General features: G+C 64.9%; 24 protein-coding genes. 7 read left to right on the top strand and 17 right to left on the bottom strand.

Annotated elements, in window-relative coordinates; all coding sequences use genetic code 11:
• Positions 1-157: 157 nt before the first annotated feature.
• From ptsP to B6V73_RS14880, 4 genes are all read right to left on the bottom strand, one after another.
• Complete coding sequence (ptsP, locus tag B6V73_RS14895) at positions 158-2,401, bottom strand: phosphoenolpyruvate--protein phosphotransferase (RefSeq protein WP_075775926.1); 2,244 nt, start codon at positions 2,399-2,401, stop codon at positions 158-160.
• 40 nt (positions 2,402-2,441) lie between these two features.
• Positions 2,442-3,695 carry an aspartate kinase gene (locus B6V73_RS14890; RefSeq protein ID WP_075775925.1) on the bottom strand — a complete coding sequence of 418 codons (1,254 nt, stop codon included), beginning with the start codon at positions 3,693-3,695 and terminating at the stop codon, positions 2,442-2,444.
• A 156-nt stretch (positions 3,696-3,851) separates the two neighbouring features.
• Positions 3,852-4,286 carry a DUF1178 family protein gene (locus B6V73_RS14885; RefSeq protein ID WP_088725625.1) on the bottom strand — a complete coding sequence of 145 codons (435 nt, stop codon included), beginning with the start codon at positions 4,284-4,286 and terminating at the stop codon, positions 3,852-3,854.
• A gap of 67 nt (positions 4,287-4,353) precedes the next feature.
• Positions 4,354-5,562, bottom strand: a complete 1,209-nt coding sequence (locus B6V73_RS14880; RefSeq protein ID WP_088725659.1) for a glycosyltransferase N-terminal domain-containing protein — start codon at positions 5,560-5,562, stop codon at positions 4,354-4,356.
• Between the two features lie 168 nt (positions 5,563-5,730).
• On the opposite strand from B6V73_RS14880, the gene B6V73_RS14875 reads away from it, so the two are divergent.
• A complete protein-coding gene (locus tag B6V73_RS14875; protein ID WP_088722953.1) occupies positions 5,731-7,326 on the top strand; it encodes a GMC family oxidoreductase N-terminal domain-containing protein in 1,596 nt (531 codons plus the stop codon).
• 159 nt (positions 7,327-7,485) lie between these two features.
• Here the strand turns inward: B6V73_RS14875 and B6V73_RS14870 are convergent, their stop codons facing one another.
• Positions 7,486-8,238 (bottom strand): EcsC family protein, encoded by a 753-nt coding sequence (locus tag B6V73_RS14870; RefSeq protein ID WP_346426028.1) that lies wholly within the window; start codon positions 8,236-8,238, stop codon positions 7,486-7,488.
• 51 nt (positions 8,239-8,289) lie between these two features.
• On the bottom strand, positions 8,290-8,772 hold the full coding sequence (locus B6V73_RS14865) for an N-acetyltransferase (protein ID WP_075775921.1): 483 nt from the start codon (positions 8,770-8,772) through the stop codon (positions 8,290-8,292).
• Between the two features lie 72 nt (positions 8,773-8,844).
• Between B6V73_RS14865 and B6V73_RS14860 the strand changes: the two genes are divergently transcribed.
• Positions 8,845-9,444 carry a flavin reductase family protein gene (locus B6V73_RS14860; protein ID WP_075775920.1) on the top strand — a complete coding sequence of 200 codons (600 nt, stop codon included), beginning with the start codon at positions 8,845-8,847 and terminating at the stop codon, positions 9,442-9,444.
• On the opposite strand, the gene B6V73_RS14855 is transcribed toward B6V73_RS14860, so the two are convergent.
• Positions 9,434-10,312: a DMT family transporter gene (locus B6V73_RS14855; protein ID WP_088725623.1), complete on the bottom strand. Its 879-nt coding sequence runs from the start codon at positions 10,310-10,312 to the stop codon at positions 9,434-9,436. The two genes, B6V73_RS14860 and B6V73_RS14855, sit on opposite strands and share 11 nt — an antisense overlap.
• Before the next feature lie 143 nt (positions 10,313-10,455).
• On the opposite strand from B6V73_RS14855, the gene B6V73_RS14850 reads away from it, so the two are divergent.
• The 3 genes from B6V73_RS14850 to B6V73_RS14840 are packed head-to-tail and all read left to right on the top strand — an operon-like array spanning position 10,456 to position 12,282.
• Positions 10,456-11,328 (top strand): S-methyl-5'-thioadenosine phosphorylase, encoded by an 873-nt coding sequence (locus B6V73_RS14850; RefSeq protein ID WP_088725622.1) that lies wholly within the window; start codon positions 10,456-10,458, stop codon positions 11,326-11,328.
• A gap of 7 nt (positions 11,329-11,335) precedes the next feature.
• Entirely contained in the window at positions 11,336-11,863 is a 528-nt protein-coding gene (locus B6V73_RS14845; protein WP_088720355.1) for an adenine phosphoribosyltransferase, read from the top strand.
• On the top strand, positions 11,860-12,282 hold the full coding sequence (locus tag B6V73_RS14840) for an NUDIX hydrolase (RefSeq protein ID WP_088725621.1): 423 nt from the start codon (positions 11,860-11,862) through the stop codon (positions 12,280-12,282). Before B6V73_RS14845 ends, B6V73_RS14840 begins: the two co-directional genes overlap by 4 nt.
• 123 nt (positions 12,283-12,405) lie before the next feature.
• On the opposite strand, the gene B6V73_RS14835 is transcribed toward B6V73_RS14840, so the two are convergent.
• The 10 genes from B6V73_RS14835 to coxB all read right to left on the bottom strand — a co-directional run bounded on the left by B6V73_RS14835 (position 12,406) and on the right by coxB (position 21,285).
• Entirely contained in the window at positions 12,406-13,809 is a 1,404-nt protein-coding gene (locus tag B6V73_RS14835) for an FAD-binding oxidoreductase (protein ID WP_088725620.1), read from the bottom strand.
• 110 nt (positions 13,810-13,919) lie between these two features.
• Positions 13,920-14,504: a GNAT family protein gene (locus B6V73_RS14830; RefSeq protein WP_075775914.1), complete on the bottom strand. Its 585-nt coding sequence runs from the start codon at positions 14,502-14,504 to the stop codon at positions 13,920-13,922.
• The gene (locus B6V73_RS14825; RefSeq protein WP_075775913.1) at positions 14,504-15,763 is read right to left on the bottom strand and encodes a pitrilysin family protein; all 1,260 of its coding nucleotides are present in this window, start codon (positions 15,761-15,763) and stop codon (positions 14,504-14,506) included. The genes B6V73_RS14830 and B6V73_RS14825 overlap by 1 nt, the downstream gene beginning before the upstream one ends.
• A complete protein-coding gene (gene thrC, locus B6V73_RS14820; protein ID WP_088725619.1) occupies positions 15,760-17,157 on the bottom strand; it encodes a threonine synthase in 1,398 nt (465 codons plus the stop codon). Before thrC ends, B6V73_RS14825 begins: the two co-directional genes overlap by 4 nt.
• A gap of 9 nt (positions 17,158-17,166) precedes the next feature.
• Positions 17,167-17,847, bottom strand: coding sequence for an SURF1 family protein (locus B6V73_RS14815; protein ID WP_168174909.1), 681 nt, complete (start codon positions 17,845-17,847; stop codon positions 17,167-17,169).
• A gap of 73 nt (positions 17,848-17,920) precedes the next feature.
• Positions 17,921-18,724, bottom strand: a complete 804-nt coding sequence (locus tag B6V73_RS14810) for a cytochrome c oxidase subunit 3 (RefSeq protein ID WP_088720361.1) — start codon at positions 18,722-18,724, stop codon at positions 17,921-17,923.
• Between the two features lie 17 nt (positions 18,725-18,741).
• Entirely contained in the window at positions 18,742-19,335 is a 594-nt protein-coding gene (locus B6V73_RS14805; protein WP_075775909.1) for a cytochrome c oxidase assembly protein, read from the bottom strand.
• Complete coding sequence (locus B6V73_RS14800) at positions 19,332-19,526, bottom strand: hypothetical protein (protein WP_075775908.1); 195 nt, start codon at positions 19,524-19,526, stop codon at positions 19,332-19,334. The genes B6V73_RS14805 and B6V73_RS14800 overlap by 4 nt, the downstream gene beginning before the upstream one ends.
• Before the next feature lie 3 nt (positions 19,527-19,529).
• The gene (gene cyoE / locus B6V73_RS14795; RefSeq protein ID WP_088720362.1) at positions 19,530-20,465 is read right to left on the bottom strand and encodes a heme o synthase; all 936 of its coding nucleotides are present in this window, start codon (positions 20,463-20,465) and stop codon (positions 19,530-19,532) included.
• 34 nt (positions 20,466-20,499) lie between these two features.
• The gene (gene coxB, locus B6V73_RS14790; protein ID WP_233243109.1) at positions 20,500-21,285 is read right to left on the bottom strand and encodes a cytochrome c oxidase subunit II; all 786 of its coding nucleotides are present in this window, start codon (positions 21,283-21,285) and stop codon (positions 20,500-20,502) included.
• A gap of 261 nt (positions 21,286-21,546) precedes the next feature.
• On the opposite strand from coxB, the gene tldD reads away from it, so the two are divergent.
• A complete protein-coding gene (gene tldD, locus B6V73_RS14785; protein WP_075775905.1) occupies positions 21,547-22,971 on the top strand; it encodes a metalloprotease TldD in 1,425 nt (474 codons plus the stop codon).
• A 198-nt stretch (positions 22,972-23,169) separates the two neighbouring features.
• The gene (gene dprA, locus B6V73_RS14780; protein ID WP_075775904.1) at positions 23,170-24,309 is read left to right on the top strand and encodes a DNA-processing protein DprA; all 1,140 of its coding nucleotides are present in this window, start codon (positions 23,170-23,172) and stop codon (positions 24,307-24,309) included.
• Positions 24,310-24,334: the final 25 nt, after the last annotated feature.

The following is a 24,334-nucleotide window of genomic DNA, read 5'->3' as shown; positions in this document are numbered from 1 at the left end:
GACTGGGGGCTTCGCGCCCCCAGGCCCCCGCGGAAAATGTGTGCCAAGGCGAAGGCTTACCTCTTTCGCCTTGGCGTAAATATCCCGGGGTGAATTTACGAAGGACAGAGGGGGCAGCGCCCCTTTTTTATTGCGACCTCAGAGGCCCCTGCCCCTGTCAGAGATGCGCGAGGTAGCTCGTTACCGCGGGGCGCACAGTGGATTGCCCTGCATTGCGCGCCTGCTGGATCACCTGCCGCAGTTCCCCCAGATCGGCGCGGCGGATCAGATGTTTGACCGGACCGATCGAAGCGGGTCGCATCGAAAGCGTACGAATGCCGAGCGCCGCGAAGGTCAGCGCCTCGATCGGGCGCCCCGCATCCTCGCCGCAGAAGCTGAGGCTCGTGTTCGAAACCGCGCAGCGTGCGATGATCCGCTCAAGGAAGTTCAGGAAGGACCCGTCGAGCGTATCGTAGCGGCGACGCACCCGTTCGTTCTCGCGGTCGGCGGCGAAGAAGAACTGCTTCAGATCGTTGCCGCCGATCGAGATGAAATCGCAATCGCGATAGAAGCTGTCCGGCGCGAAGCCGAGGCTCGGGGTTTCCAGCATCGCGCCGATGCGCAACTCCTCGGGCACGGTGCGGCCCAACTGGGCCTCGCGATCGCGGACCCGCAGCAAGGTATCGCGCGCGGCGTAGAATTCCTCGGGGAGCGCGATGAAGGGAAACATGATCGACGTCGGGCGTCCGTCGGCTGCGCGCAAGAGCGCCTGCAGCTGCATTCGCAGGATACCCGGCTTGTCGAGCCCCACCCGCAGCGCGCGCCAGCCCATCGCCGGGTTCGGCTCGTCCTGCGGTTTCATGTAGGGAACCACCTTGTCGGAGCCGATATCGAGCGTGCGGAAATTCACCCGTCGGCCGTCGGCCGCGTCCATCACCCGCTTGTAGAGCTGAACCAACTCGTCGCGGCGTGGCACCTTTGTGCGGGTCAGGAATTGCAGTTCAGTGCGGAACAGCCCCACCCCATCAGCGCCGGAGCCCTTCAGGGAGGGCAGATCCGCCATCAGCCCAGCATTCATCATCAGCGAGACAATCTGGCCCGATCGATCGACCGCAGGTTGGTCGCGCAGCGAGGCATAGCGTTTCTGCGCCTCGGCCTGCATCGCGATCTTGTCGCGGAATGCATGCGCTACACTTTCCTCTGGCCGCAGGTGCACCACGCCCTGATCACCGTCGACGAGGATCGGGTCACCGTTCAGTGCCTCCGCCGTAATCCGGCCCGCATGGATCACCAGCGGAATCGAGAGCGCGCGGGTGACGATCGCGGCATGCGAGCCGACGGAACCTTCCTCCAGCACCACGCCCTTGAGTTTGCGATCATAGTCGAGAAGTTCCGCCGGGCCGATATTGCGGGCCACGAGCACCGGGTTTTCGGGCATCTCGGCACCGGTATCGCTGCCCTGCCCCGTCAGCTGCCGCAGCAGGCGGTTCGACAGGTCGTCGAGATCGTTGAGCCGTTCGCGCAGGTACGGATCGGGCGCCTTGCGCATCCGGTCGCGCGCGGCGTTCTGCTCCTTCTCGACTGCAGCTTCGGCAGAGAGGCCCGCTGCGATGTCTTCGAGCATCCGCCGTTTCCAGCCCTTGGAGGCGGCGAGCATCTTGAAGGTTTCCAGCACCTGCCGCTGATCCTTGTCGATCAGGGTCGGGCTGGCGAGCATCTCGTCGATCTTGCCGCGCAGTTCGGTGATGGCCTCCTCGAGGCGCGCGGCCTCGGCCTCGGGATCTTCGGCGACCGGGTTCGTCACGACGACGCGCGGCTCGTGCAGCCAGACGCGCCCCTCGGCGGCGCCTTCCTGACCGGTCGCACCGCGGAACATGACCGGGAAGCGGTGAGTCGCACCGATCTCGGAATTCTCGCCGCCGGTGAAGGCGCCAAGCTCGGTCATTTCGGCCAGCACCATCGCGACCACCTCGAGCCCATAAAGTTCGTCATCCGAGAAGCTGCGCTCGTCCTTCGACTGCACGACCAGAACGCCCAGCTTTTCGCCCACGCGCTGGATCGGCACGCCGACGAAGCTGGAGTAAATCTCTTCGCCTGTCTCCGGCATGTAGCGGAAGCCCGGCTCGGAGGGCGCATCGGCGGAGTTGATCGGGCGGCCCGACCGCGCCACGCGGCCCACGAGACCTTCGCCCAGACGCATCCGCGTGTGGTGGACAGCCTCTGCCTTCAGACCTTCGGTCGCGCAAAGCTCTAGCGTTTCGGGATCGCGGAACAGATAGATGGAGCACACCTCGGTGCCCATCGAATCCGCGATGATCTGGGTGATGTGGTTGAGCCGGTCCTGCCCGTCGCCCTCCGTGGCCAGCGTATCGCGCAGGCGTCGCAACAGCGTGCGACTATCACTTTCGCTCAGTTCCACCATCCGCGCAGGTCGTCCCTGTTGCTGCGGCCCTTCGGGTTACTCAGGCCTTGTCGAGTTCGAAGGCATCATGCAGGGCCTGAACCGCCAGTTCCAGATATTTGCGGTCGACCAGCACCGAAATCTTGATTTCCGACGTGGAGATAACCTTGATGTTGACGTTTTCGGCGGCCAGCGCCTTGAACATCTTCGCGGCGACACCCGCGTGGGAACGCATGCCGATCCCGACGACGGAGATTTTCGCCACGTCCTCGTCGGCGACCAGTTCGTCGAACTGGATCAGACCGGCGTCGCGAGCGTCTTCCATCGCCTTTCGGGCGCGGGCCACCTGATTGACCGGGCAGGAGAAGGTCATGTCGGTGACCTTGACCTCGTGCTCGGCCTGACGCTCGGAGATGTTCTGGACGATCATGTCGACATTCACACCGGCATCCGCGAGCGGCCCGAAGATCGCGCTGGCGATACCGGGGCGGTCCTCGACCGTCACGAGGGTCATTTTCGCTTCGTCGCGAGAAAAGGCGACGCCGGAGACAACTTTCGATTCCATGATTTTATCCTCGTCGCAGACCAGAGTGCCCGAATTCTCCGTGGTTTCCTCGAAGGAGCTTAGCACGCGCAGCGGCACCTTGTAGCGCATCGCGAGCTCGACCGAGCGGGTTTGCAGAACCTTCGCCCCGAGGCTCGCGAGTTCCAGCATCTCCTCGAAGGCGATGCGGTCGAGCTTGCGCGCCTTGGAGGAGACGCGCGGGTCGGTGGTGTAAATGCCGTCGACATCGGTGTAGATGTCGCATCGCTCCGCGCCGAACGCAGCGGCGAAAGCCACAGCGGTCGTGTCCGAGCCGCCCCGGCCGAGCGTCGTGATCCGGTTCTCCGGCGACAGCCCCTGGAAGCCGGCGATCACCGCGACCTTGAAGCCTTCGGAGAATTTCTGGTCAAGATTTTCGCGCGGGATCGACACGAAGCGCGCCGCGCCATGCGCAGAGGTCGTGTTGATCGGCACCTGCCAGCCCTGCCAGCTGCGCGCGGAGACGCCCATCTCCTGCAGGCGCAGCGACATCAGGCCGGCGGTGATATTCTCACCCGAGGAGACCACGGCGTCGTATTCGCGCGCATCGTAGAGCGGCGACGTGGTCTCGACCCAGTTGACGAGTTCGTTGGTCTTGCCCGACATCGCGGAGACGATCACGATGACATCGTAACCGCGCTCGACTTCACGCTTCACCTTTTCGGCGGCGTTTGCGATCCGGTCGAGATCGGCGACGGAAGTGCCGCCGAATTTCATCACCAGAATGGGCATGGAAATCCCCCTTGGGCAGAGTCGCGCCTCTGCTAGCTCAAGCCGTTGGGGCACGCAAGAGATTTGGCGTTTCAGGGCCTGCAGATCGGCTCGGGGGCGCTGCCCCTCTTCGCGTTCGCGAACTCACCCCGGGATATTTGGAAAGAGCGAAAAGGGTCAGTTCGTCTTGCGAGTCGACAGGAAGGGCAGCGGCAGAACCGGGAGCCCGTCCTCGAGCATCTTGCGCGCGTCGTCGAGTTTCGCCTCTCCGTGGATCGCGCGTTTCCTGGCGGTGCCCTCGTGCATCGCGCGCGCTTCGGTAGCGAAGTTCATGCCGACGTAATCGGAGTTCTTCTCGATCTCGCGACGCATCGCGGCAAGAGCCTGCTCGGCCTCGGAATGCGGCTGCGAGAGGGGGCGTTCAGGCGCGCCCTCCTGCGCTTTGCGTGTCTGCGCGACGGGCGGCGCCATCAGCGACTTCTCGACGTTTTTCGAGCCGCAAACCGCACATTCCAGCTGGCCTGCGGATTTGAGCGCCTCGAACCCGGAGGCCGAGGGAAACCAACTGTCGAAGCGGTGCTCATTCTCGCATTGCAGCGTATAACGGATCATCTCTGCATCTCCCGAATGGGTAAGCAAATAGGCTATTTAACCCGCGATGCAAGCATATTGGCGCAGGTCATAGACGCGCGATGAGCGCGGTTGCGATGCTTTCGACATCGGCTGGCGGCCCAAGCGCCGCCCGCGCGGCGCGCGCCATTTCCGCCTGTTCGTCGGCGTCGAGCGTGGCGAACGCAGCGGCGAGATCCGACTCGGTCGCGCAAAGCCGCGCGCCGCCTGCCGCGTCGAGTGCGGCATAGGCTGCGGCGAAATTCGCGACATCCGGACCATGCAGCAAAGCGCAGTCGAAGCTCGCCGGTTCATAGGGGGTATGACCGCCCTTTTCGACAAGCGAGCCGCCCACGAAGCACAGGCCCGCGCTCGCATACCAGCGGCCCATTTCGCCCAGCGTATCGGCCAGATAGACCTCCGCGGTCGGGGGTCCGTCCTTCGAGCGGGTGGTATGACGCAGCCCGGCCTTGGCGATCAGAGCTGCGATCTGGGGCGCACGGCGGGGATGGCGCGGGGCGAGGATCAGGCGCAGGCCCGGTCGGTGCGTGCGCGCCTTCGCAAAGGCGGCGAGGATCGTCGCGTCTTCCCCCTCATGGGTCGACGCGGCCAACACCGTGTCGCTGCGCGGCCAGTCGAGCGGCACGCCCGGTGCGACGGTTATCGAGGTCTTGAGGTTGGCGGGGGGCATCAGCCGCTCTTGCGGCAGGCCAAGGTCGAGGAACCGCGCCTCGGACCCCGCATCCTGCGCCGAGAGCGCGGTGATCTGCGCCACCATCGGCTGCGCGATGCCAATCTTCGCCCAGCGCGCCGCCGAGCGGGCCGACATCCGGGCACCGATCACAAAGATCGAACGCTGTGCATCGGCCATCAGCGCCATGCGGTTCGGCCACAGCTCGTTCTCGATCACGACCAGCGCGCGGGGGGCATGGCGCGACAGGAACCGCCGCAGCACCGCACGATGGTCAAGCGGCGCCATACGGATCGCGATGCGGGCATCGTTCCAGCCCTGCCCCAGCGCGCGCGCCGTCACCGTGTTCACCGTCACCAACAGCTGCAACGCAGGATCGGCGGCCAGCAGCGCTTCGATCAAAGGCTTGGCGGAGGTCAGTTCACCATTCGAGGCCGCGTGCAGCCACAATCGTCCCGGCGCGGCCTCCCCACCGCCCAACCGCTCCAACAAAGCGACCCGGCTTTCGCGTCCGCGCAGAACGCGCCAGAGCAACGCCGCCAGAACAGGCAGGCTCGCGATACTGACGAGAAGGCGGTAAAGGACCATGAAAGGCTCCGGCGAGATTTGCGTCATAGAACGGATCACCCCCCTCACAGGCAAGCCCCTCCTTGCGTTTTCGCAAAGCGACTTTGCGCGAATGAACGGTCCATGGCCTTGTTTCCCGGACGGCAGCTTGCGAAAGTCCTGCCCGGAGGCGCAGTTCGGGAGGGGCTTATGGAGCAATACGATTACATCGTGGTCGGGGGCGGCAGCGCAGGCTGCGTTCTGGCCAACCGACTGTCGGAGAACCCCAAGCACAAGGTGCTGCTGCTGGAGGCCGGCGGGCGTGACAACTACCACTGGGTCCACATCCCCGTCGGTTATCTCTATTGCATCGGCAACCCGCGCACCGACTGGGGTTTCAAGTCGAAAGCCGAAGCCGGACTGAACGGGCGCGAACTGCTCTATCCACGCGGGCGCATCCTCGGCGGCTGCTCCTCGATCAACGGCATGATCTACATGCGCGGCCAGGCCCGCGATTACGACATGTGGGCGCAGGCGGGCAACCCCGGCTGGGGCTGGGACGACGTGCTGCCGCTGTTCAAGAAGCAGGAAGATTTCTATCGCGGCGAGAGCGACCTGCATGGCGCTGGCGGCGAATTGCGGGTCGAAGAAGCCCGCGTGCGCTGGGAGATGCTCGATACTTTTCTCGAGGCCGCCGAAGAGGCCGGGTTCCCACGCACCGACGATTTCAACACCGGCACCAATGAGGGCGGCGGCTATTTCCACGTCACTCAGAAATCCGGCTGGCGCTGGAGCGCGGTGAAAGCCTTCCTGAAACCCGCGATGCAACGCCAGAACCTGCGGATCGAGACCAACGCGCAGGTCGAGAAGCTCCTGATCGAAGAGGGGCGCGTAATCGGCATCCGCTACAACCAGAACGGACAGAGCCACGATGTGAAGGCGGGCGAGACGGTGCTCTCGGCGGGCTCGATCGGCTCGGTCCAGATCCTCGAGCTCTCGGGAATCGGGCGCGGCGACGTGCTGTCCCAGCACGGCATCACCCCGGTGGCCGAAGTGAACGGTGTGGGCGAGAACCTGCAGGACCACCTGCAACTGCGCGTGATCTACAAGGTCTCGGGCGTCAAGAGTCTCAACACCATGGCCTCGACCCTCTGGGGCAAGGCGAAGATCGGGATGGAATATGCGCTGTTCCGCTCGGGGCCGATGTCGATGTCGCCGTCGCAGGTGGGCATCTTCACCCGCAGCTTCCCCGAGAAGGAGACGCCCGATCTGGAGTATCACGTCCAGCCGGTCAGCCTCGACAAGTTCGGCGACGCGGTCCACGCTTTCCCCGGCATGACGGCGAGCGTGTGCAACCTGCGCCCCGAGAGCCGCGGCCATGTGCATATCACCTCGCCCGATTTCCGCGCCCATCCCGAAATCGCGCCGAATTACCTCTCGACCGAGGGCGACCGCCGCGTCGCCGCCGAAGCGATCCGGCAGGTCCGCCGTGTCGCCTCGCAACCGGCCTTCGCGAAATACAAGCCCGAGGAATATAAGCCCGGCCCGGACTATCAGACCGAAGCTGAGCTGGTGAAAGCCGCGGGCGATATCGGCACCACGATCTTCCATCCCGTCGGCACTTGCCGGATGGGGCCTGATGACGGTGCCGTGGTCGATCCGCGGCTACGGCTGAAAGCGCTGAAAGGGCTGCGCATCGCGGATGCCTCGGTGATGCCGACGATCACCTCGGGCAACACCAACGCACCGACGATGATGATCGCCGAAAAGGCGGCGCAGATGATCCTTGAGGACGCGAAGGGCTGAGAAGCTGCTCTCGCCTAGTGGTACGTAGGGGGGGCGCTGCCCCCGCTCCTTCGGAGCCCCCCGGGATATTTTCGACAAGAGGAAGCGAAGCTACCTTTCTCTTGGTCTAAATATCCCCGCCGGAGGCATTCGACGGAAAACAGAGGCGCGGCGTCGCGATCACTTGGCGATGCGGGCGACAAGCTCCTCGCGCAGAACGCCCTCATCGGTGCCGGTGTCCCGGGCAAGGCGCTTCAGCCCAAAATGGACGCGGGCGATTTCCTGATAATAGCTGGTGAAGGCGTAGTTCACCGCAGCGCCCGCGACTGCGCCCAGAAGCGGGGCGGCCTGGGCGGCGAGTTTCTGACCCAGCACGATCGACAGGCGAGGCGCGACCTTTGCGATCAGCGACTTCATGCTCGACCCGGTGATCGTCGCGCGCGCGGCGAGGAAGCTCAGATCCATCCCGTCATCATCCTCGAGCGGCCCGGCAGATGCGAAGACCCGCAGACATTCGAGCCGCACTTCCTCGGAGGCCGGGTCAAAGCCGTGTTCGGCGGCGATGCCCTGTATGGCGCGCAGTAGCATCGTGACCGTGAAGGGCAACTCGGCGAGCGAACTGCCCAGACCGCCGACGCCGCCTGCGGCCCCCATTGCGGTGGTCAGCGTGCGGTTCATCCAGTCGGGCCGGTCCGCGACGATTCCGCGCGAGCGCTCGGCGGCTGTCATCGCGCCCGAAAGCGCGCGCTCGGTCGCCCCATCCAGCCCATTACGGACCGGCGTGGGCAATTTGCCGAGCAGCCCTTCGGCGGAACCTCCGACATAGCCGATCAGCTGCATCACCAAGCCGCCCGCAGCGCGGTGGCGTTTCGCGAGGGTGTCGAGCTGGCCCAGAATCGCAGGGTCGCTTACGGGGGGAAGAATATCTGCCATCATCGCCTCCTTGCCTTTTCCAGATATGGGGCGGCGGGAGCGCTTCGGCAATCAGTCGTCTTTCTCGACCTGACCGTGCACGCCCTCCCAGGCACCGGGCACCAGTTCGAGCCCCAGAACGCGGTCGGGATTGGTTGGCGGCGGCATCTCGACATCTTCGAGCTTTGAAAAGCCAAAGCGCTGGTAATAGGGCGCGTCCCCCACCAGCAGCACACGCTCCCAGCCGAGATCGGCGGCGCGCGAGAGGCTTTCGTGCATCAGAATTCCGCCCAGGCCTTCGCCCTGCCGCGTCGGGTGGACCGCGATCGGCCCGAGCAGCAGGACGCGCTTGCCGCCGACCCGCACCGGCCAGTAGCGGATTACGGCGGCAAGGATGCCGTCCTGACGCAGCGTGAGGCAAAGCTCCCGGACCGGATCGACGCCGTCGCGAAGGCGATAGGAGGACAGCGCCGTGCGGCCCGGCGCGAAGCAGAGGTCGTAGAGCGCCTCGACCTCCCACCAGTCCTCTGCCGTCTCTTGCGCGAGCTCGTGCATCGCTGCCCCTTTCAGGCTGCCCCTTTCCTGCGCGGTAGCACGCGCTAAGTTCGGGATCAAACAGGAGAAAGCATGTTCTATCGCACCTCGGATGGCCACCCGCTCGCGCATAACCCGTTCAACTCCATCGTCGCCCCGCGCCCGATCGGCTGGATTTCGACGCGCAGCGAGATGGGCGACAATCTCGCGCCCTATTCCTTCTTCAACGCGGTCGCCTACACGCCGCCGCAGGTGATCTTCGCCTCGACCGGGGTGAAGCCCGATCGCGACGGCACGAAGGACAGCGTCTCGCAACTGCGCGAGGCGGGGGTGTTCTGCGCCAATCTCGTGACCTATGCGCTGAAGGACCAGATGAACGCCTCCTGCGCCAACTATCCCGCGGGCACCGACGAATTCGCCGAATGCGGGATCGAGAAGGCGGAATGCGAGACCATCGACTGCCCGCGCGTGGCGGCGGCGCCCGCCTCGCTCGAATGTCGCGTCGTGCAGGTCATCAAGCTCTTGGGCGAGGGCAATTACCTCGTCCATGGCGAGGTCACTGGCATTCACATCGCGGATGATTGCCTCAAGGACGGGCTCTATTCGCCGCCCGACCGTCTGGTGCGGCTCGGCAATCGCGGCGATTACGCCGCCGTGTCGGAAACCTTCGAGATGTTGCGGCCTAAGCTCTGACCCGCGCGCGGATCCGGCTGCGGCGGCCTTCGACCAACGTGTAGAGGCCGCTCGCCACGATCAGCGCCGCGCCGAAGATCATGGCGGTGTCAGGCCGCTCGCCGAACACGACCGCCCCGAGGATCAGCGCGAAGATCAGGCGGGTGTAGCGGAAGGGCGTGATGACCGAAACCTCGCCCATACGCATCGCTTTCGTCAGCGACCAATAGGCGAGGCTGCCGAAGGCCACCGCGCCGGCCACATCGCGCAGCGAAACAAGATCGGGCGTCGTGACGCCGCCGAAGATCAGAAGGATCAGTACGCCGGTCGGGATCAGCATCATGAAGCCGTAGAAGCTGAGCTGGAAATTCGACAGGACCGGCGGGCAGGCGCGCGTCGCCAGATCGCGCCCCGCAAAGCCCAGCATGCCCAGAACGGTCCAAAGGGCAGCCGGAACGAAACCTTCGAGGCCGGGGCGCAGCACGATCAGCACGCCGATGAACCCGATCCCCACCGCGACCCAGCGCCGGATGCCGACACGCTCGGAAAACACCACCGCCGCGCCCGCGACGACGACGAGCGGTGTCGCCTGCAGGATGGCGGAGGCGTTCGAGAGCGGCGTCAGCGCGATCCCCAGCGTATAGCCGAGACGCCCCACCACTTCGAGCGCGAGCTTGATCAGGAGCGGTTTCGAGGCGAGCGCCGGATGCAGCAGCCGCTGACCGCGCGCGGTGATAAGTACGCCGAAGACCGCCATCCCGCCGAGGCCGAACAGCATCAGCACCACGCCCACCGCGAGATGGGTCGAGGCGGATTTGACGAACATGTCTTCCATCGCGAAGGCCGCCATCGCTATGACCATCAGCACCGAGCCGCGCAGGTTTTCCATAAATTCTCTCCCGTGAGGGCTCCCATTTCCCTCGCTCATCGGCGATAGACCGCGCGGCAAGTGGCTGCAATCCCTCTTTCCTCCCGCGCGCCCGGGCCTTAGGCTCGCTGCGACGCGGAAAAGACAGGCGGAGGATGCGCGGAATGGACAGGATGATCGGGGTGATCGGCGGCTCGGGCGTCTATCAGATCAACGGGCTGGAAGGGGCCGAGTGGGTCACCGTCGAGACACCTTTCGGTGCGCCCTCCGACCAGGTGCTGACCGGCAGCCTCGATGGCGTGAAGATGGCTTTCCTGCCCCGCCACGGCCGCGGCCATGTCGAGACGCCGACCACCGTCCCCTACCGCGCCAATATCGCCGCGATGAAACAGCTGGGCGTGACCGATCTCGTCGCCGTCTCCGCCGTGGGTTCGCTGAAAGAGGCCTATGCGCCGGGCGATTTCCTGATTGTGGACCAGTATATCGACCGCACCTTCGCCCGCGAAAAGACCTTCTTCGGTCCCGGCATGGTCGGTCATGTCTCGGTGGCCCATCCCGTCTGTGCGGAGCTTTCGACCGCCTGCGCCGAGGCCGCGCGCAAGACCGGCGTCACCGTCCACGAGGGGGGCACCTATGTCGCGATGGAAGGCCCGCAATTCTCCACCAAAGCCGAGAGCGAGCTCTACCGCCAATGGGGCGCTGATGTGATCGGCATGACCGGCATGCCCGAGGCCAAGCTCGCCCGCGAGGCGGAGCTGCATTACGCCTGCGTCGCGATGATCACCGATTACGACTGCTGGCATCCCGATCACGATGCAGTGGACGTGGCGCAGGTCGTTGCCGTCGCGATGAAAAATGCCGATAAGGCGCGCGCTCTGGTCGCGGCCCTCCCGGGTCTGCTGAACGGGGCCGCGGGCGATTGCGCCACCGGCTGCACCCGCGCCCTCGACAGCGCGATCATGACCGCCCCCGACAAGCGCGCCCCCGAGATGGCGCGCAAACTGAAGAACATCGCGGGCCGCGTGCTCGAGCTCTGAGGATCCCATGAACGTCAAAGACTATATCCGCACCATCGCCGACTTCCCGCATGAAGGGATCATGTTCCGCGATGTGACCACGCTTTTCGCCGATCCGCGCGGCTTCCGCATGGCGATCGACCAGATGCTTCACCCGTGGGCGGGCCAGCAGATCGACAAGGTCGTGGGGCTGGAGGCGCGCGGCTTCATCATCGGCGGCGCGATCGCGCATCAGCTGTCGAAAGGCTTCGTGCCGATCCGCAAGAAGGGCAAGCTGCCCGGCCAGACGATTTCGCAGGCTTACCAGCTGGAATATGGCGAGGCGGTGATGGAGATGCATGAGGATGCGATCAAGCCCGGCGAGAAGGTTCTGGTCGTCGACGACCTTCTGGCCACCGGCGGCACCGCGCAGGCGGGCATCCAGCTGATCGAACGCGTGGGCGGCGAGATCGTGGGCCTCTCCTTCATCGTCGACCTGCCGGAACTGGGCGGGCGCAAACTGCTCGAAGACCGCGGCATGAATGTCAGCGTGCTCTGCGAATTCGAGGGGGCGTGAGCCCCCGTCCGGTCCCCGCCATTCTCGCCGTCGTGATCCGCGACGGACAGGCCCTGCTGGTGCAACGGGCCAACCCGCCCGATGCCGGGCTATGGGGCTTTCCCGGCGGCAAGGTCGAGCTTGGCGAAACGCTTCTCGCGGCGGCAGAGCGCGAATTGCTGGAGGAAACCGGCGTGCAGGCGCGGGCCACCCATGCCTTCAACGCGCTCGATGTACTTGCCCATGACGATGCGGGCGCGCTGGAGCATCACTTCGTGCTGATCGCGGTCGAATGTCAGTGGCAGGCCGGAGAGCCGGTCGCCGCCGATGACGCTCTGGATGCGCGCTGGGTCGATGTAGACCGGATGGAGAACGACCTTCCCCTAAGCCGCGATGTAGCACGGATCGCGCGGCAGGCCGCCGCGCTGGGGCCGCGTTGACGTCTTTCTTACGCAAATCGACCTAACCTGGCCGGGCCAGATGGTTCGGCTGCTTGCTATGACACGTGAACCAGAACGCCGCGCTCCGCCTGCTCTCCTGGCGGGGCGCGTTTCTCTTGGCCTTCAGCGCTCCGCCAGCACCGCGCCGGGGTTCAGGATGCCTTTCGGGTCCAGCGCCGCCTTGATCGCGCGCATCGCGGCCAGCTTGCCCGGATCGCCGTAGCGCTCCAGATCGCCCACCTTGAGCCGCCCGATCCCATGCTCGGCCGAGATCGAGCCGCCGAAACGGTCGACCAGATCATAGACCGTCTCGGGGATCGCACGGCGCAGGTTCTCGTATTCCTTGCGGTCGCGCCCCTCGGCGGGGAAGGCGTTGAAATGCAGATTGCCGTCGCCGACATGGCCGAAGCAGTTGATCCGGATATTGCCGAGGTCGAGAAGAGCGCCACGCGCCTCTTCGATGAAAACGGCCAGTTTCGGCAGCGGCAGCGAGATGTCGTGGCTCGATATCGACCCGATCCGCTTGTTCGCTTCCGGCAGGCTCTCGCGCAGCGACCACATCTGGGCGCGCTGGCTCTCGGAGCTTGCGATCACCCCGTCGCTGACCAGCCCCTCGGCGGCCTCGAACAGCTCCGCAAGCGCCTCTTCCGGGGTGAGCCCCTCGGGCAGACCGATCTCGATCAGCACCGACCAGTCGGGGCGCACCTCGAAAGGTTGATGTACTTCCGGTCCGACCTCGTCGAGGAAACGCAGCCCCTGCCCCGAGATCAACTCGAAGGCCGAGACACAGCCCGGCATCCGGGCCTCGGCCAGTTCCAGAAGTTCCAGCGCTGCGGCGGGGCTTTCAACAGCCATCATCGCCGTGCCGACCGCCGCCGGGCGCGGGAAGAGCCGCAGCGTCGCGGCCGTGATGATCCCGAGCGTGCCCTCGGACCCGATCAGCAGGTCCTTCAGATCGTAGCCGGTATTGTCCTTGCGCAGATGCTTGAGGCCGGAGATCACCGTGCCATCGGCCAGCACCGCCTCGACGCCCAGACACAGCTCGCGCGCGTTGCCATAGCGCAGTACGTTCACCCCGCCCGCATTGGTCGCCAGCACACCGCCGATCCGGGCGGAGCCCTGGCTCGCGATGGTCAGCGGAAACAGCCGCTCCACGCCTTCCGCCGCCTGCTGCGCCTCAAGCAGAGTCGCGCCTGCCTCGATCTCCAGCACATGGCCGCTGACCGCGCGAACCGCGTTCATTTTCTCGAGGCTCAGGATCACCGGCGCGGGGCCGTCCTCGGTGATCTGGCCGCCGACCAGCCCGGTGCCGCCGCCATAGGGCATCACAGCGACGCCCGCCGCGTGGCAGTGCCTCAGCACCGCCGCGACCTCTTCGGTCGACGTCGGCTTCACCAGCACCCCGCCGATACCGTGATAGCGCCCGCGCGGCTCTTCGAGATAGGCCGCCCCCGGCGCGCCGAGGCTCAGGCGCGGCACCGCCTCCCGCAGCGTCTCGACGAAACTTTCATCAGCGGCGGTACGCATCTCTGACTCCTTCGGCTTGGCTTAAGTATCCCGGGGGGCTGGCTGCGCCAGCGGGGGCAGCGCCCCCTCTGCCGTTCGCCCCGCAACATGTCGCGCGAACGCAGGCGCCCCTATCGGACATCCGTCCGTCCCCGGCGATCCGAGCGCAGGTTGGAATAGAGGACGTGATTGCGCCAGCGCCCGTTGATCTGCAGGTAGCTTTGCGCGACGCCCTCGTATTTGAAACCGGATTTCTCCAGAACCCCGCGCGAGGCCGCATTCTCGGGCAGGCAGGCCGCCTCGATCCGGCTGAGGTCGAGCTTGGTAAAGGCGTAATGCACGACGGCCTCGATCGCCTCGCGCATGTAACCCTGACGCGCGTGACGCTGGCCGATCCAATAGCCCAGCGTGCCCGCCTGCGCCGGTCCGCGCCGGATATTGTCGAGCGTGATCGCCCCGAGGAACGTCTCATCGCGGCGCGAGAACAGGAAGACGGGGACCGCGGTGCCATTCGCGATCGCGCGCGCGGCCCAGTAGACCCGGTTGGAGAAGGCCTTGCGCCCGAGATGGTCGGAGGACCAGCTCGGCTCCCACGGGGTCAGGAAGGCGCGGCTGTCCTCACGCAGGCTGGCCCACGGGCGATAATCCCCATGCTGCGGCGGACGAAGGATCATCCGATCCGTATCGATCCGCAGCTGACGACGGCGCGCGAACATCAGGCGGCGAGCCTTTCCCGCAATGCGCCCAGTTCGGGAGCATCCTTGACCGGACCGTAAAGCGCCATCGCGGTGCGACCACCGATCGCGAGCCGTTCCCCGAAATCGCGCACCGCGTCACGGGTGACGCTGTCGATCCGGGCCGAAGCCTCGTCGATCCCGGGCACCCGGCCCCAGATATAGAGGCTGCGCGCCATGCGTTCTGCGCGCGCCGAAGCGCTTTCCAGCCCCATCAGCAGACCCGCCTTGATCTGGGCGCGGGCGCGGGCGATCTCGACCTCGGTCATGTCTTCGGCCGCGCGTTTCAACTCGTCGATGGTCAGCTCGGCCAGACCGCGAATCTCGTCGCCCGACGTGCCCGCGTAGACGGTGAACATGCCGGTGTCCTCGTAGGCGCCGGCCTGCGAAAAGATCGTGTAGCACAGGCCCCGTTCTTCGCGGATCTTCTGGAACAGGCGCGAGGACATGCCCCCGCCCATCGCGACCGAATAGACTTGCGCGGTATATAGATCGGCGTCGCGATAGCTGGGCGCTTCGATGCCAAGCGCGAAATGCGCCTGTTCGAGCTGTTTGATCTCGCGCCGCTCGTTGCCAACCCATTTCGCCGGATAAGGCGCGGGGTTCAGCGCGGGGCGCAGGTCACCGAAGATATCCTCGGCGCGTTTCACGATCTCCGCGTGATCGACATTACCGGCCGCCGAGAGGATCATCTGATCCGGGCCGTAATGCTCGGACACGAAGCCGGACAGATCGTCGCGCGCGAAGCTGCGGACCTTCTCCGCCGGGCCGAGGATGGTGCGGCCCATCGGCTGATCAGGGTAAGCTGCCTCTTGCAGCCAGTCGAAAATCACGTCGTCGGGCGTGTCGAGCGATTGGCCGATCTCTTGCAGGATCACGCCGCGCTCCACCTCGATCTCACGCTGATCGAAGACCGGGTTCAGCAGGATGTCCGAAATAACGTCAAGTGCGAGCGGCACGTCTTCGGCCAGCACGCGGGCGTAATAGGCGGTCATCTCGCGCGAAGTATAGGCGTTGATATAGCCGCCCACATCCTCGATCGCTTCCGCGATCTGCAGCGCCGAGCGGGTCTTGGTGCCCTTGAACGCCATATGTTCGAGGAAATGTGCGATGCCGTTCTGCTCGGGGCGTTCGTGGCGGCCACCGGCAGTGATCCAGACGCCGATCGCGGCGGAGGCAAGGCCCGGCATCGTCTCGGTGATGATACGCAAGCCGTTCTTCAGGGTGGTCATTTCGATCATGTGCGGCGACGCTCCCGGATCAGCGCTTCAAGGTCGGCGAGGTCGTTCGGCACCCGGGTCACACGCTCCTCGCGGGTGAACAGGTCGGCCATGCGCGGCGGCAGGTCGGGGCGGATGCCCGTCGCCTCTTCCACGGCATCGGGGAACTTCGCGGGATGCGCGGTCGCGAGCGTGATCATCGGCGTGGCCGGGTCACGCGCGACGGCAGCTTTGCCCACGTTCACGCCGACCGCCGAATGCGGGCAAAGCAATTCGCCGGTTTCCTTGAGCGTATCGCCGATCTCTTCCATCGTGCGCGCCTCGCCGACCGAGCCGCTGTCGTAGATATCGCGCAGCGCACCGATCGCGTTTTCGGAGACGGTGAAGGAGCCTTCGGTTTTCAGCTCGTCCATCAGCTTCTCGATCGCGGCCCCGTCCTTGCCGTAGGCCCAGAACAGTGCGCGCTCGAAGTTCGAACTCACCTCGATATCCATCGACGGCGAGATCGAGGGCGTGACGCCCTGCTTGGTGTAATCGCCCTTCTCGAGGCAGCGATGCAGGATGTCGTTCTGGTTCGTCGCGATCACCAGACGCTCGACCGGCAAACCCATTTCCTTTGCGAGAAAGCCCGCGAAGATATCACCGAAATTGCCGGTGGGCACGGTGAAGGACACCTTGCGGTGCGGCGCGCCAAGCGCCACGGCGGAGGAGAAGAAATACACGATCTGAGCCAGCACGCGGGCGAAGTTGATCGAGTTCACGCCCGCCAGACCGACCTCGTCACGGAAGTCGAAATCGTTGAACATGTCCTTCAGCTTCGCCTGACAATCGTCGAAATCGCCATCGAGCGCGAGCGCGTGGACGTTGCCCTCGACGGGCGTCGTCATCTGGCGGCGCTGGACCTCGGACACCCGGCCATGCGGGAAGAGGATGAACACATCGACATTGTCGAGCCCGCGGAACGCCTCGATCGCGGCCGAGCCGGTATCGCCCGAGGTGGCGCCGACGATGGTGATCTTCTGATTGCGTTTTTGCAGTTCGATCTGGAACAGCTGTCCGATCACCTGCATCGCGAAATCCTTGAACGCGAGCGTGGGGCCGTGGAACAGCTCCAGCAGGAAGTGGTTCGGCGCCAGCTGCACCATCGGCGCGCGGGCGACATGGCCGAAGCCGGAATAGGCGCGGGAAATGGCGCCGCGCAGTTCCTTGTCCGAGAAGGTCTCGGAGACGAAGGGCTTCATCACGCGGAAGGCGATTTCCTCGTAGGGTTGCCCTGCGAGCGCGGCGATCTCGTCGGCTGAAAACTGCGGCACGGTCTCGGGCACGTAGAGCCCGCCGTCACGGGCAAGCCCCGTCAGCATCGCATCGCCGAAATTCAGAACCGGGGCTTTGCCCCGAGTGGAAACATAACGCATCGTCAATCCTCAGGCCTGTTGCCGCCTGATACGCCAGAGAAGAAAGATTGTCATCCCGGCCCAGACGATTGCGAGCAAAAACCAGGTGATCGCGTAGCCGAGGTGGTCGTTGGGGATGCCGGTGATCGTGACGGGGACCGGCGTTATGCCCTGCGCCGCGCCTTGGACGGTGCGGGCGACGATCAGGATCGGCTCGGTGCCGAGCTTCGCGGCCATCGCGGGCACGTCGCGGGCGAACCAGATGCCGGTCTTCGCGTCGGGCTTGGGGGTGTAGCCGTCGGTCTCTTCGGGCCAGTGCAGGTTACCGGTGACGGTCAGATCCGTTGCGGGGCGGTCGGCGCCCTTTTCGCCCTCGGGGATGAAGCCACGATCGAGCAGGATCTTGCGGCCCTGATCGGTCTCGAAAGCGTCGATGACCCGGTAGCCCGCGCCGACGCCCTTCTGGCCCGAAAGCACGAGGATCTCCTGGCCCGTCGTGCGCCCGCTTACCGTGACGGGTTCGTATTTCAGCGGCTTGGTGTCGGTGCCTTCAGGCGGCAGCGCCTGCGGCTGGCCTTCGATCTTGGCGGAAATCTCGGCCAGCATCGCCTCTTTCCAGCCAAGGCGCTGCACCTGCCAGATGCCGAGCGAGATCAGGATCGCGCAGCCGACGACGCCCAGCAGCAGCGGAAAGATATAGCGTTTCATCAAGCCTCCAAGAAAGCGGCGCGAGGGTCGCCCCCCGCGCCGATCTGCGCATTTTGCGTGTGATGGCCGGGGGCGCTTACGCGCTGCCCCAGATATAGATCGACGCGAACAGGAAGAGCCAGACCACATCGACGAAGTGCCAGTACCAGGCGGCGGCCTCGAAACCAACATGCTCGTTCTGGGTCATCTGGCCGCGCACGATACGCAGCAGGCAGACCAGCAGGAAGATCGTCCCGATGATCACGTGCGCCCCGTGGAAACCCGTCGCCATGAAGAAGTTGGCGCCGTAGATATTGCCCGCCAAACCGAAGGCCGCGTGGCTGTATTCGTAGGCCTGCAGCACCGTGAAGGACGCGCCGAGGATCACCGTGAGGATTAGCCCCTGCTTGACCTGGCTGCGGTCGTTCTCATGGACCAGAGCGTGGTGCGCCCAGGTTAGCGTCACGCCCGAAAGCAGCAGGATTACGGTGTTGATCAGCGGCAGGTGCCATGGATCGAAGGTAACGATGCCCTCGGGCGGCCAGACGCCATCCTTGAGCGGGCTCATCGGGCCCATCGGGTACATGGCGTGCTTGAAGAAGCTCCAGAACCAGGCCGCGAAGAACATCACTTCGGACATGATGAACAGGATGAATCCATAGCGCAGGCCGATCCGGACGACGGGCGTGTGATCGCCGGTCTCGCCTTCGTGGACTACGTCCGACCACCAGCCATACATGGTATAAAGCACCACGAGCAGGCCGCCGAAGAAGACGTAATGGGTGATGCTCTGCATCCAGAGCACCGCCCCGAAGAGCATGATGAAGCCACCAACGGCACCGAGGAAGGGCCAGATCGAGGGCGGTAGGATGTGGTAGTCGTGGTTCTTTGCGTGGGCCATGCGTCTCCCTCCGATGGCTAGTTGACCGTCTCCGTCTCCCTTTGACGGACCGAGGCGGTGTCTTCCGGCTCGGGAAGGTCGGTTTGATAGAAAGTGTAGCTCAACGTGATCGCGTGAATCCGCTTCGCATCCGCATCATCGACGATGCCGGGATCGACGAAGAAGCTCACCGGCATCTGCACCCTCTCCCCGGGTTGCAGCACCTGTTCGGTGAAGCAGAAGCACTGAATCTTGTCGAAATAGTAGCCGGCCACATCGGGCGAGACGTTGTAGCTCGCCGTGCCCGCGATGACGTGATCGGTCGGGTTGTAGGCCTCGTAGAAGGCCAGCCCGTTCTGGCCGATCTTCAGCTTCATCTCGGTCTGGACCGGCTTGAATTTCCACGGCATGCCCGGTGCCACGTTGGCGTCGAAACGCACGAGAATCTCGCGGTCGAGAACCTTGTCGGGCAGCACCTCGGCAGTGTTGGTCGTGCCGCCATATCCGGTGGTCTTGCAGAACCAGTTGTAGAACGGCACCGCAGCCCAAGCCCCTGCCCCCATCACGACGATCACCGCGAGCAGCGAGAGCAGCACGCGCGTATTCGACCGATCTGTGGGGCGCTGGGTCATTTCGAGGCGCCCTCCGCCGGCAGCACCGAGGCGCGCGGCTGGTGGTCGTAGGCTTCCATCTTCGAGCCGTTCTCGACCTTGACCACGGTCAGGCCGAAGACGATCGCGACGAACCCGAGAAGAACCGCTCCAAGCCCCACATTGCGGGTGAACCGGCGGATATGGAGGTCACTGTCCCGGGTGATTGCCATCGCTTACCAAGCTCCCAAACCGATATAGCTCAGCCCCGCTTCGGCCAGCAAAGCCGCGAAATGCGCGAAGAGGTAGATGAGCGAGAAATAGAAGAAGCGCTTTTCGACCGCGTATTTGTCGGCCTCCGCCTGCGCCTCGGTGCGGGCGTGAATCTCGATCGCGCCCTTGATGAAGAGCGCATTCATGATCAGCGCCGTCGCGAAATAGACCGGGCCGCCGATCGAGGTGAAACCGGTGCCGACAGCGATGGGGGCGAGAATGAAGGCGTAGAACAGGATGTTCTTGCGCGTCACCACCCGACCATGGGTCGAGGTCAGCATCGGCACTTTCGCCTCGTCGTAATCGGACTTCATGAACAGCGCGAGCGACCAGAAATGCGGCGGCGTCCAGAGGAAGACCAGCAGGAACATCGCCACGGATTCGATCGAGATGCCACCCGTCGACACGGCCCAGCCGATCATCGGAGGGAAGGCGCCCGCAGCGCCGCCGATCACGATGTTCTGCGGCGTCGCGCGCTTCAGCCACATCGTGTAGACGACGACATAGAAGAAGATGGTGAAAGCAAGGAACAGGCCCGAGAAGATATTCGTGGCCAGCGCCAGCATCACGCAGGAGATGCCCGAGAGCGCCAGCCCGAAGCCCAGCGCCTCGCGCTCAGAGATGCGGCCCGCCGGGATGGGACGACCGCGAGTGCGGCGCATGATCCGGTCGATATCCGCGTCATACCACATATTCAGCGCGCCCGAGGCGCCACCGCCCAGCGCGATGAACAGGATCGCGACGAAGCCCACGAAGGGATGCACCGGATTCGGCGCCACCACGAGACCGACGAAAGCGGTGAAGACCACCAGCGACATCACGCGCGGCTTCAGAAGCGCGATGTAGTCGCCGAACCGCGCCTCGTTGTCCTGTTGGCGAATATAGCTGATGTCACTCATGAAAGCGTTCCTCGGGTGTTATCGCACGATGTATTCAGTTCTGTGCGACCCGAACCGCCCCATCCGTCTCGACCGAGGCGAAGTCATTCTTCGCACGCTCGAGCCAGTTAGCGTAAACTTCCGGTGAGACAACTTTGACCACAATGGGCATGTAAGCGTGGTTGGTGCCGCAAAGCTCCGAACACTGGCCGAAATACACACCTTCTTGATCGGCCTTAAACCACAATTGCGCGATCCGGCCCGGCACGGCGTCCTGCTTCACCGCGAAGGCCGGCACGGTCCAGCTGTGAATCACGTCCGCGCCAGTGACTTGCACGACGATCGTCTTGCCTTTCGGCACCACCATCGCGTTGTCAGCTGCCAGCAGGTATTCGTCAGGTGCATAGCCATGCTCTTCGAGGTCTTCCTTCGCGAGCAGAAGCGAATCGAACGAAATGCCCTCATCGGGGTATTCGTAGCCCCAGTACCACTGGTAACCGGTGACCTTCACAGTGATGTCGCCCTCGGGAATTTCCTGCTGGTTCCACAGCGCGGGCAACGAGAAGGCCCCGATCGCCACGAGGATCACGATCGGCACGAAGGTCCAGGTGATCTCGAGAGGCGTGTTATGGGTGAAGCTGCGCGGCGTCGGGTTGGCGCGGCTGTTGAAGCGCAGCAGCGAATAGATGATCAGGGCGAAGACCAGAACGCAGATCGCGGCGATGATGACCAGAAGCATATGGTCGAGCCATTGCTGGTCTTCCGCGAGGTTGGACGACGCTGGCTGGAACCCCGTCCCGCCCAGATGCGGCTTACCGATTACCGGCAGCCCCTTGATCATGTCCTGAGCCGAGGCCTGCCCGGCGACGAGCGTCGACAGAACAGCCGACGTGACAGCGGCCGCGATACCGCGGCCCTTGCTTGCAAAGCGCATAAGTCCCATGTCTCCCTTTTGGCGGCGTTTCTCCCTGCCGCCCGACGGCGTCCGGCTCTCCCAAACCGTTCACCGTTGCGTGTTCTCACTTTAAAATCATATTGGGAGGATGGCGCAAGCAAAAGCTGCGACATTTTGGCAATTTTGATCGCTATCCGAGGAGAGACGATGACCCAGCCCGACCGTTTCGCGCCATTCGAGGACAAGCTCGACAAGGACCGCGCCCTGCAATTGCTGCGCGAGGCGACCGCGGGGGCCGAGGATGGCGAGTTGTTTCTAGAACAGCGTCGGTCCGAGGCGCTCGTGTTCGATGACGGGCGGGTCAAGACCGCCTCTTACGACGCCTCCGAAGGATTCGGCCTGCGGGCGGTGAAGGGCGATGTCGCGGGCTATGCCCATTCGACCGAGATTTCCGAAGCCGCGCTGAAGCGGGCGACCGAAACTGCGCGGCTGGCCGTGGGCGACGGCGGCGGAACGATGGCGCCCCCGCCCAAAGGCACGAACCTGCATCTATATAGTGATACCGATCCGGTCTCCGACACGCCCTTCGCGGCGAAGATCGACATACTGCGCGAGATCGACGCCTTCGCCCGCGACCTCGACCCGCGCGTCGTGCAGGTCTCGGCCTCGATGGCGGCGAGCCTGCAGGAGGTCTTCATTCTTCGGCCCGAGGGCGGGTTGGTCTCGGATATCCGCCCGATGGCGCGGATCAACATCTCGGTGATCGTGGAAGAGAACGGGCGGCGCGAGTCCGGCGGTCATGGTGGCGGCGGACGCTTCGGACTGTCGGGCCTGATCGAACCCGCGCATTGGCAACCCGTCGCGCGTGAGGCGCTGCGCATCGCGCTGGTGAACCTGCGCGCAGAACCAGCGCCAGCGGGCGTTATGGATGTGGTGCTTGGCCCGGGCTGGCCGGGTGTGCTGTTGCACGAAGCAGTCGGGCACGGGTTGGAAGGCGACTTCAACCGCAAGAAATCTTCGGCCTTCGCCGGGCTGATGGGCCAGCAGGTCGCCGCGAAAGGGGTCACCGTGCTTGATGACGGCACGATCCCCGATCGGCGCGGTTCGATCACGATTGACGACGAGGGCACGCCCTCGGGCAAGAACGTGCTGATCGAGGACGGCGTGCTCGTAGGCTACATGCAGGACCGCCAGAACGCGCGGCTGATGGGCGTCGAGGCCACCGGCAACGGGCGGCGCGAGAGCTTCGCCCATGCCCCGATGCCGCGGATGACCAATACTTATATGCTCGGCGGCGATGCCGATCCGGGCGAGATCCTCGCCGATCTGAAGGACGGCATCTATGCGGTCGGCTTCGGCGGCGGTCAGGTCGACATCACCAATGGCAAGTTCGTCTTCAACTGCACCGAAGCCTATCGCGTGAAGAACGGTGTCGTAGGCGCACCAGTAAGAGGTGCGACGCTGATCGGCGACGGGCCGACCGCGATGCAGCATATCCGCGCCATCGGCAACGACCTCGCCCTCGACCCCGGCATCGGCAATTGCGGCAAGGCGGGGCAATGGGTACCGGTCGGCGTCGGCCAGCCGACCCTGATGATCGGCGGCCTCACGGTGGGCGGCTCGGCGGCGTAATCGTTTCCGACAGATACGGGCGGAACGGTCCATGAAGACCGCTTCGCCCGCGCGATCAGAAGCTACAAATCGGCGACGCCGAAAATTTGCAGTCAAAACGCAGAAAATTCCTTCCAAACGCCGCGCACACCGAGTTTTGGTAACAACTTATTAAGAATAACACGGCAAGAAGGGTGGGCGATTGAGGCGGAGGGCCGGATGGAAACAGATTTGTTTTCTTACCCCACCCCCTTCACCCCACCCACCACGGAAGAAGACGAACTATCTGCTCTTCGCCTCATTCGCTCCCGACGTGTCGGGCCCACAACTTTTCACAGATTGATCGGCGAACATGGCTCCGCGACGGCAGCGCTCGCGGCCCTGCCAGAGGTCGCACGCGCGGCGGGCGTCACCGATTACACCCCTTTCCCCGAGAAACAGGCCCGCGCAGAGATCAAGGCGGGCAAGGCCGCAGGGGCGCTGCTCCTGATTCATGGAGGGCCTGACTATCCCCCCGCGCTTGCGCAGATCGACGATGCGCCACCCGTGCTCTGGGCGCTTGGCCAGCCGGAGCTGCTCACCCGCCCGATGATCGCGCTAGTCGGTGCGCGCAACGCGTCCTCGCTGGGGCTGCGCATGGCGAAGCGGTTGAGCGAAGGTCTGGGCGAGGCGGGCATCTGCGTGGTCTCCGGGCTGGCGCGCGGGATCGATGCCGCCGCCCATGAGGCCGCCCTGCTCACCGGGACGATCGCGGTGCAGGCGGGTGGAATCGACGTGATCTACCCGCAGGAGAACACGACGCTTGCCCGACAGATCGCGGAGACCGGGCTGCGGCTGACCGAAGCCCCGCCCGGCACGCAGCCGCAGGCGCGCCACTTCCCTGCGCGCAACCGGATTATCTCGGGGCTCAGCGCCGGCGTCGTCGTGGTCGAAGCGGCCCTGAAATCCGGCAGCCTGATCACCGCGCGCGATGCGCTCGATCAGGGGCGCGAGGTAATGGCCGTCCCGGGACACCCGATGGACGGGCGCGCGGGCGGCTGCAACGCGCTGCTCCGCGACGGCGCGACATTGGTGCGCGGGCCCGAGGACGTGCTGGCCGCGCTCAATGCGCGGAGAGCGACCGTCGCCCGGACCGCACCCGAACCCAGCCCCCGGCGTTCGTCCGGAAAGCCAGCTCCGGAACCTGCCGATCTGGGCACGAAGATCCTCGAACGGCTCGGCCCCTCCCCCACCGCCGAGGATCAGGTGATCCGCGATCTCGACGTGCCGGCGGCGGCCTTTTCACAGGCCCTCACCGCACTCGAAATCGAGGGCCGAATAGAGCGCCATCGCGGCGGGCTGATCAGCCGCCCGGTTTAAGGCCTGCGGGATTTCCTCAGCGCCA

It is taken from the genome of Thioclava sp. JM3 (genome assembly GCF_002213185.1).
GTDB lineage: Bacteria > Pseudomonadota > Alphaproteobacteria > Rhodobacterales > Rhodobacteraceae > Thioclava > Thioclava nitratireducens.
The sequence above is the reverse complement of the archived record's forward strand: the minus strand, read 5'-3'. Positions and strand labels throughout refer to the sequence as shown.